Origin of the sequence: Ornithinibacter sp., from assembly GCF_035443565.1 — a bacterium.
Taxonomy (GTDB): Bacteria; Actinomycetota; Actinomycetes; order Actinomycetales; family Dermatophilaceae; genus Fodinibacter.
In genome coordinates, this window is the sequence record NZ_DAORSO010000140.1 from 1 (window position 1) to 5,728 (window position 5,728).

Sequence of the window (5,728 nt, forward strand, 5' to 3'; positions counted from 1 at the left end):
CCCCTTACCAGATGTAGGCGAGGACTTCCCCACCCACACCCTTGTTGGCGGCCTGACGGTCAGTCAGCAGGCCGGACGACGTCGAGATGATCGCGACACCCAGGCCACCGAGAACCTTCGGCAGGTTGGTGGACTTGGCGTACACGCGCAGGCCCGGCTTGGAGACGCGGCGCACACCGGCGATGGAACGCTCGCGGTTGGGGCCGTACTTGAGGTTGATGGTGAGCGTCTGGCCCACCTCGGCGTCCTCGACGGTCCAACCGGCGATGTAACCCTCGGCCTCGAGGATCTCCGCGATGTGGCTCTTGAGCTTCGAGAACGGCATGGAGACTGCGTCCTTGTGCGCCGAGTTGGCGTTACGGACGCGGGTCAACATGTCCGCGATCGGGTCGGTCATGGTCATTGGGGCTTCCGCCCTCCCTCATCACGGTTTCCTCCCGGCCGGGTGGCCGGGCGGACCTGCGATGTAGATGGTGTGGTTCATGGATGCCGCGTGGTGCGGCGGGTGGGATGCCGGGTCGGTGACCGGCCGGCATCCCGTGGGTTCACCAGGAAGACTTGGTGACGCCGGGGAGCTCGCCGCGGTGGGCCATCTCCCGCAGGCAGATCCGGCACAGGCCGAACTTGCGGTAGACCGAGTGCGGACGGCCGCAGCGCTGGCAGCGGGTGTAGCCGCGAACCGCGAACTTCGGCTTCTTGTTCGCCTTGTTGACGAGGGCAGTCTTGGCCATTGCTCAGTTCTCCTTGAACGGGAAGCCGAGCGCCTTGAGCAGCGCGCGTCCCTCGTCGTCGTTCGTCGCCGTGGTGACGACCGTGATGTCCATGCCGCGGACGCGGTCGATCTTGTCCTGGTCGATCTCGTGGAACATCGACTGCTCGGTCAGACCGAAGGTGTAGTTGCCACGGCCGTCGAACTGCTTGGGCGACAGGCCACGGAAGTCGCGGATGCGCGGCAGGGCCGTGCTCACGAGGCGGTCGAGGAACTCCCACATGCGGTCGCCACGCAGCGTGGTGTGCGTGCCGATCGGCATGCCCTCACGCAGCTTGAACTGGGCGATGGACTTGCGAGCCTTGGTCACGACCGGCTTCTGACCGGTGATGGCCGTGAGGTCGCGAACCGCGCCCTCGATGAGCTTGCTGTCCTTGGCGGCGTCGCCGACACCCATGTTGACGACGACCTTGACGACACCCGGGATCTGCATGACGTTCGAGTAGTCGAACTGCTCACGCAGGGCGGGCTTGATCTCGTCCTGGTAGCGCGTCTTCAGGCGCGGCTTGGTTGCAGTGTCTGCCATGTCTCTCACAGGTCCTTGCCCGAGCGCACGCCGACGCGCACACGGCTCGCCTTCTGGCGGCCGTCACGCTCGACGGTCTCGACGCGGGTCTTGATCCGGGTCGGCTTCTTGTCGGACGGGTCCACGACCGCCACGTTGCTCACGTGGATGGGCGCTTCCTGGACGACGAGCCCACCGGTGCGGCTGCCCCGGGAGGACTGGCCGGCCTTGGTGTGCCGGGTGACCCGGTTGACACCCTCGACCGTCACGCGGCTGGTCTCACGGTTGACCGCGATGACCTTGCCCGTGGCGCCCTTGTCCTTGCCGGTGAGCACCTGGACGGTGTCACCCTTCTTGATCTTCATCGACGCCATGGCTCAGAGCACCTCCGGAGCGAGGCTGATGATCTTCATGAACTTCTTCTCGCGCAGCTCACGGCCCACGGGGCCGAAGATGCGGGTGCCCCGGGGGTCACCGTCGTTCTTGAGGATCACTGCCGCGTTCTCATCGAACTTGATGTAGGAGCCGTCAGCACGACGACGCTCCTTCTTCGTGCGGACGATGACCGCCTTGACGACGTCGCCCTTCTTGACGTTGCCGCCCGGGATCGCGTCCTTGACGGTGGCGACGATCGTGTCGCCGATTCCCGCATACCGGCGACCGGAGCCACCGAGAACACGGATGCACAGGATCTCCTTGGCACCGGTGTTGTCGGCGACGCGCAGTCGCGACTCCTGCTGAATCACTTGGCCTTCTCCAAAATCTCCACCACGCGCCAGCGCTTGGTCGCGCTGAGCGGGCGGGTCTCCATGATGAGGACGCGGTCACCGACGCCGGCGGCGTTGGCCTCGTCGTGCGCCTTGACCTTGCTCGAGCGCCGCATGACCTTGCCGTAGAGCGCGTGCTTGACGCGGTCCTCGACCTCGACCACGACGGTCTTGTCCATCTTGTCGCTCACGACGTAGCCCTGGCGGGTCTTGCGGTCGTTGCGGTCCGCACCCTGGGTGTCGGTCACGTTCTCATCCTTCGTCGTCTCGCTCACTTGGCGTCACCCTTCACGCCGATGCCGAGCTCGCGCTCACGCATCTCGGTGTAGATCCGGGCGATGTCCTTGCGGACGGCGCGCAGCCGACCGTGGTTGTCCAGCTGGCCCGTGGCCGACTGGAAGCGGAGGTTGAACAGCTCCTCCTTGGCCTTGCGCAGCTCGTCGACGAGTCGCTCGTCCTCGAGACCCCGCAGCTCCTTGGAGGTCAGGTCCTGGGAACCGACTGCCATCAGAAGTCACCACCCTCACGCCGGACGAAGCGACACTTCATCGGCAACTTGTGCATCGCGAGACGCATGGCCTCGCGGGCGATCTCCTCGGAAACACCGGAGACCTCGAACATGACACGGCCCGGCTTGACGTTGGCGATCCACCACTCCGGCGAACCCTTACCGGAACCCATGCGGGTCTCGGCAGGCTTCTTCGTGAGCGGACGGTCCGGGTAGATGTTGATCCAGACCTTTCCGCCACGCTTGATGTAGCGGGTCATCGCGATACGCGCGGACTCGATCTGACGGTTGGTGACATAGGCCGGCGTGAGCGCCTGGATGCCGTAGTCGCCGAAGGCCAGCGAGGTACCACCCTTGGCAGCGCCCGAGCGACCCGGGTGGTGCTGCTTGCGGTGCTTGACTCGACGGGGAATCAACATGGTCAGGACTCCTCGGTGCTCGCGGCGACCGGAGCCTGCTCAGCGGGAGCCTCGGCCACGGGGGCGGGGGCGTCGCTGCGGCGGGCACGGGCCGGACGGTCTGCGCCGTCACGACGGGGGCCGCGGTTCTGGCGGGGTGCGGTGGCCTGCTGGGCGGCGAGCTCACGAGCCGTCATGTCGCCCTTGTAGATCCACACCTTGACGCCGATGCGGCCGAAGGTGGTCTTGGCCTCGTAGAAGCCGTAGTCGATCTGCGCGCGCAGGGTGTGCAGCGGCACACGGCCTTCGCGGTAGAACTCGGTGCGGCTCATCTCGGCGCCGCCGAGACGACCGGACACCTGGACACGGATGCCCTTGGCACCGGCGCGGGTGGCGGACTGCATGCCCTTGCGCATGGCGCGACGGAACGACACGCGAGCGCTGAGCTGCTCGGCGATGCCCTGCGCGACGAGCTGGGCCTCGACCTCGGGGTTCTTGACCTCGAGGATGTTGAGCTGCACCTGCTTGCCGGTGAGCTTCTCGAGCTCGCCGCGGATGCGGTCGGCCTCGGCGCCACGGCGACCGATGACGATGCCCGGACGGGCGGTGTGGATGTCGACGCGAACCCGGTCACGGGTGCGCTCGATGTCGACGCGGGCGATGCCGGCGCGGTCCATGCCCTCAGACATGAGCTTGCGGATCGCCACGTCCTCCTTGACGTAGTCGCGGTAGCGCTGACCCTCCTTGGTGGAGTCGGCGAACCAGCGGCTGCGGTGCTCGGTGGTGATGCCCAGACGGAAGCCGTGCGGGTTGACCTTCTGTCCCATCAGCGATTGCCTCCGTTCGTGGCCTTGGCGGGCTTGGGAGCGACGACCACGGTGATGTGGCTCGTGCGCTTGTTGATGCGACCGGCGCGGCCCTGGGCCCGCGGACGGAAACGCTTCATGGTGGGCCCCTCGTCGATGAACGCGGAGGCGATGATGAGGTCACGCTCGTCGAAGCGCACGGCGGCGGCGTCAGCCTTGAACCGGGCGTTGGCGATCGCGGACTCGAGGACCTTCAGGATCGGCTCGGCCGCACCTTGGGGCGCGAACTTCAGGACCGACACGGCATCCGTGGCCTGCTTGCCGCGGATGAGGTCGATGACCCGACGGGCCTTCTGCGGGGTCACCCGGACGTGGCGCGCGACAGCGCGAGCCTCGGTGACAGTGGTTTCGGTGGCCATCAGCGACGACGCCCCTTCTTGTCGTCCTTGACGTGACCCTTGAAGGTGCGCGTCGGTGCGAACTCGCCGAGCTTGTGGCCGACCATCGACTCGGTGACGAACACCGGGACGTGCTTGCGGCCGTCGTGGACGGCGAGGGTGTGGCCGAGCATGTCGGGCGAGATGACCGACCGGCGCGACCAGGTCTTGATGACGTTCTTGGTGCCCGCTTCGTTCTGGACATCCACCTTCTTCTGAAGGTGGTCATCGATGAAGGGGCCCTTTTTCAGGCTACGAGGCATTCCAGGCTCCTATCAGCGCTTCTTGCCAGTACGGCGGCGACGAACGATGAGCTTGTCGCTGGGCTTGCCGGGGCGGCGGGTGCGACCCTCGGGCTTGCCCCAGGGGGACACGGGGTGACGACCACCGGACGTGCGGCCCTCGCCACCACCGTGCGGGTGGTCGACGGGGTTCATCACGACACCGCGGACGGTCGGGCGCTTGCCCTTCCAGCGCATGCGGCCGGCCTTGCCCCAGTTGATGTTCGACTGCTCGGCGTTGCCGACCTCGCCGACGGTGGCGCGGCAGCGCACGTCGACGTTGCGGATCTCACCGGACGGCATGCGCAGCTGCGCGTAGGGGCCGTCCTTGGCGACGAGCTGCACGCGCACACCGGCCGAACGGGCGATCTTCGCGCCGCCACCGGGCTTCAGCTCGACGGCGTGGATGACCGTACCGGTCGGGATGTTGCGCAGCGGCAGGTTGTTGCCGGGCTTGATGTCGGCGCTCGGCCCGTGCTCGATCTGCATGCCCTGCTCCAGGCCCTTGGGGGCCAGGATGTAGCGCTTCTCGCCATCGGCGAAGTGCAGGAGCGCGATCCGCGCGGTGCGGTTCGGGTCGTACTCGATGTGAGCGACCTTCGCCGGGATGCCGTCCTTGTCGTGGCGACGGAAGTCGATGACGCGGTAGGCACGCTTGTGGCCACCACCGATGTGACGGGTGGTGATGCGGCCGTTGTTGTTGCGGCCACCGGTCTTGGTGAGCGGACGGACGAGGGACTTCTCGGGGGTGGAGCGGGTGACCTCGACGAAGTCGGCCACGCTCGACCCGCGACGCCCCGGCGTCGTCGGCTTGTACTTACGGATACCCATGGTTTGTCCTCAGCTTCCTCAGGCGCCGGCGCTGCCGAAGATGTCGATCGAGCCCTCGCGGAGGGTGACGATCGCGCGCTTGGTGTCCTTGCGCTTGCCGATGCCGAACCGCGTACGACGGGCCTTGCCCACGCGGTTCATGGTGTGGACCGAGTCGACCTTCACGTTGAAGATCTGCTCGACGGCGATCTTGATCTCGGTCTTGTTCGACCGCGGGTCGACGATGAAGGTGTACTTGCCCTGGTCGAGCAGCCCGTAGGACTTCTCGGACACCACCGGCGCGATCAGGATGTCGCGGGGGTTCTTGCCCTGGCTCACTTGTCGTCCTCCACATCAGCCTTGTCGGCCTTCTTGGCCTTCGCGGGCTTGTCGGCCTTCGCGGGCTTGTCGGCCTTGTCGGCCTTCTTGGCCTTGGCCGGCTTGTCG

The 5,728-nt window shown here is 66.7% G+C and carries 12 protein-coding genes and 1 pseudogene; all 13 read right to left on the bottom strand.

What is annotated here, in order from left to right:
* Window positions 1-4 precede the first annotated feature (4 nt).
* A complete protein-coding gene (gene rpsH, locus PLL68_RS11865; protein WP_159900906.1) occupies window positions 5-403 on the bottom strand; it encodes a 30S ribosomal protein S8 in 399 nt (132 codons plus the stop codon).
* 142 nt (window positions 404-545) lie between these two features.
* Window positions 546-731: a type Z 30S ribosomal protein S14 gene (locus PLL68_RS11870; protein WP_145229691.1), complete on the bottom strand. Its 186-nt coding sequence runs from the start codon at window positions 729-731 to the stop codon at window positions 546-548.
* 3 nt (window positions 732-734) lie between these two features.
* Complete coding sequence (gene rplE / locus PLL68_RS11875) at window positions 735-1,295, bottom strand: 50S ribosomal protein L5 (protein WP_324534340.1); 561 nt, start codon at window positions 1,293-1,295, stop codon at window positions 735-737.
* Between the two features lie 5 nt (window positions 1,296-1,300).
* Complete coding sequence (gene rplX / locus PLL68_RS11880; protein WP_159900910.1) at window positions 1,301-1,648, bottom strand: 50S ribosomal protein L24; 348 nt, start codon at window positions 1,646-1,648, stop codon at window positions 1,301-1,303.
* A gap of 3 nt (window positions 1,649-1,651) precedes the next feature.
* Window positions 1,652-2,020: a 50S ribosomal protein L14 gene (rplN, locus tag PLL68_RS11885; RefSeq protein WP_159900912.1), complete on the bottom strand. Its 369-nt coding sequence runs from the start codon at window positions 2,018-2,020 to the stop codon at window positions 1,652-1,654.
* Window positions 2,017-2,289: a 30S ribosomal protein S17 gene (rpsQ, locus tag PLL68_RS11890; RefSeq protein WP_159900914.1), complete on the bottom strand. Its 273-nt coding sequence runs from the start codon at window positions 2,287-2,289 to the stop codon at window positions 2,017-2,019. Before rpsQ ends, rplN begins: the two co-directional genes overlap by 4 nt.
* 47 nt (window positions 2,290-2,336) lie before the next feature.
* A pseudogene (gene rpmC / locus PLL68_RS11895) lies at window positions 2,337-2,549 on the bottom strand (50S ribosomal protein L29); the annotation flags it as partial.
* Complete coding sequence (rplP, locus tag PLL68_RS11900) at window positions 2,549-2,968, bottom strand: 50S ribosomal protein L16 (RefSeq protein ID WP_324534343.1); 420 nt, start codon at window positions 2,966-2,968, stop codon at window positions 2,549-2,551. The gene rplP and the pseudogene rpmC, both read right to left, overlap by 1 nt.
* 2 nt (window positions 2,969-2,970) lie before the next feature.
* Complete coding sequence (rpsC, locus tag PLL68_RS11905) at window positions 2,971-3,774, bottom strand: 30S ribosomal protein S3 (RefSeq protein WP_159900920.1); 804 nt, start codon at window positions 3,772-3,774, stop codon at window positions 2,971-2,973.
* The gene (gene rplV / locus PLL68_RS11910; RefSeq protein WP_324534346.1) at window positions 3,774-4,172 is read right to left on the bottom strand and encodes a 50S ribosomal protein L22; all 399 of its coding nucleotides are present in this window, start codon (window positions 4,170-4,172) and stop codon (window positions 3,774-3,776) included. The genes rpsC and rplV overlap by 1 nt, the downstream gene beginning before the upstream one ends.
* Window positions 4,172-4,453 carry a 30S ribosomal protein S19 gene (rpsS, locus tag PLL68_RS11915; RefSeq protein ID WP_009775961.1) on the bottom strand — a complete coding sequence of 94 codons (282 nt, stop codon included), beginning with the start codon at window positions 4,451-4,453 and terminating at the stop codon, window positions 4,172-4,174. Before rpsS ends, rplV begins: the two co-directional genes overlap by 1 nt.
* A 12-nt stretch (window positions 4,454-4,465) precedes the next feature.
* Window positions 4,466-5,302 carry a 50S ribosomal protein L2 gene (gene rplB, locus PLL68_RS11920; RefSeq protein WP_159900924.1) on the bottom strand — a complete coding sequence of 279 codons (837 nt, stop codon included), beginning with the start codon at window positions 5,300-5,302 and terminating at the stop codon, window positions 4,466-4,468.
* 18 nt (window positions 5,303-5,320) lie between these two features.
* Entirely contained in the window at window positions 5,321-5,620 is a 300-nt protein-coding gene (gene rplW, locus PLL68_RS11925) for a 50S ribosomal protein L23 (protein ID WP_159900926.1), read from the bottom strand.
* Window positions 5,621-5,728 lie beyond the last annotated feature (108 nt).

What these genes read in the sequence shown, in the direction of transcription:
- rpsH (WP_159900906.1), bottom strand. Translation starts at nt 403, where the DNA reads ATGACCATGACCGACCCGATCGCGGACATGTTGACCCGCGTCCGTAAC.
- PLL68_RS11870 (WP_145229691.1), bottom strand. Translation starts at nt 731, where the DNA reads ATGGCCAAGACTGCCCTCGTCAACAAGGCGAACAAGAAGCCGAAGTTC.
- rplE (WP_324534340.1), bottom strand. Translation starts at nt 1,295, where the DNA reads ATGGCAGACACTGCAACCAAGCCGCGCCTGAAGACGCGCTACCAGGAC.
- rplX (WP_159900910.1), bottom strand. Translation starts at nt 1,648, where the DNA reads ATGGCGTCGATGAAGATCAAGAAGGGTGACACCGTCCAGGTGCTCACC.
- rplP (WP_324534343.1), bottom strand. Translation starts at nt 2,968, where the DNA reads ATGTTGATTCCCCGTCGAGTCAAGCACCGCAAGCAGCACCACCCGGGT.
- rpsC (WP_159900920.1), bottom strand. Translation starts at nt 3,774, where the DNA reads ATGGGACAGAAGGTCAACCCGCACGGCTTCCGTCTGGGCATCACCACC.
- rplV (WP_324534346.1), bottom strand. Translation starts at nt 4,172, where the DNA reads ATGGCCACCGAAACCACTGTCACCGAGGCTCGCGCTGTCGCGCGCCAC.
- rpsS (WP_009775961.1), bottom strand. Translation starts at nt 4,453, where the DNA reads ATGCCTCGTAGCCTGAAAAAGGGCCCCTTCATCGATGACCACCTTCAG.
- rplB (WP_159900924.1), bottom strand. Translation starts at nt 5,302, where the DNA reads ATGGGTATCCGTAAGTACAAGCCGACGACGCCGGGGCGTCGCGGGTCG.